Here is a 1,221-nt window from a genome sequence, read left to right on the forward strand (position 1 = left end):
AATTCCCGCAGGCTCTCGCCAGATGATAAAGATCAAATTCTCAAAACAAGAAAAGAAGAATTGCTTCACATGCCAGTCAGTGTGTTTTACGAACAACTGATTAACCGCGGAGAGATTCATCAACATGAGGTTTCCTATGCGACCATTAACCGATTACTGAAAAAGTACAATTTGGCTGGAAGGAATCATGTGAGCTTTCATCCGGAAAAAGAACGGAAGCGTTTTGCCTATGAGAAAGTCAATGTATTATGGCAAGCCGATCTGTCACACGGTCCGTATATACCAATTGAGGGGAAGATGAAAAAAACGTTCCTTATCGCCTATATTGACGATTGTTCAAGGATTGTTCCTTATGCGGAATTTTTCTCTTCCGAGAAATTTGATGGTCTCCGGGAGGTGACAAAAGAAGCACTTGTGCGACGTGGGAAGCCGACGATGGTTTACGCAGACAACGGCAAGATTTATAGATCAGAAACGCTGCAGTATGCTTGTGCGGAGTTGGGGATCACCTTGGTTCATACACAACCGTACGATCCTAAAAGCAAAGGCAAAATAGAACGTCTGTTCAAAACGATTCAAACACGGTTTTACCCGTTATTAAAAAGTGATCCGGTTCATTCTCTGGAAGAATTAAATAAAAGGTTTGGGCGGTGGCTTGAGGAGGATTACCACCGAAAGCCACACGCCTCACTTGATGGGAAAACACCACATCAAGTATTTCATTCACAGTTAGATCATATCACATTTTTAGAGGATCCTGCCACTTTGGAAACGATTTTTTTAAAGCGAGCAGAGAGAAAAGTAAAATCAGACGGAACCATTACTTTGGAAAAGCAATTATATGAAGTCCCCCCTGCATATATTGGGCAAAAGATTGAAATTCGGATGGATGATCAGGCTGTTCATGTGTTTGAGGATGGCAAGCATGTGGCTGAGGCTATGCCGGTTTCTATGAAAGATAACGCCCACGTAAAACGAGGACAGTTACCATCCCCTTTCGCCATTACGGATACGACAGGTGAAGACGATAAGGAGGAAACGGATTATGTATAAATCGTTTTACTCCTTGGCAAAAGCACCATTTTCCAAGGACATGGAGCATGGCGATGCTTTTGAGTCCACCGTTTATCAGGAAGCATTAAACGGGCTTGCGTATTTACAAAAGTCCAAAGGGATCGGTTTAATTATAGGTGACCCCGGGGCCGGGAAAACATTTACGCT

1 protein-coding gene is annotated in these 1,221 nt (G+C 43.0%); it reads left to right on the forward strand.

The window, feature by feature from the left end; translation table 11 throughout:
* Positions 1-1,053, forward strand: a 1,053-nt coding sequence (locus IEW67_RS17820; protein WP_188634424.1) for a TnsB C-terminal domain-containing protein, incomplete at its 5' end; no start/stop codon positions are given.
* Between the last annotated feature and the right edge of the window lie 168 nt (positions 1,054-1,221).

This window comes from Lentibacillus kapialis, assembly GCF_014646635.1.
Taxonomy (GTDB): domain Bacteria; phylum Bacillota; class Bacilli; order Bacillales; family Amphibacillaceae; genus Lentibacillus; species Lentibacillus kapialis.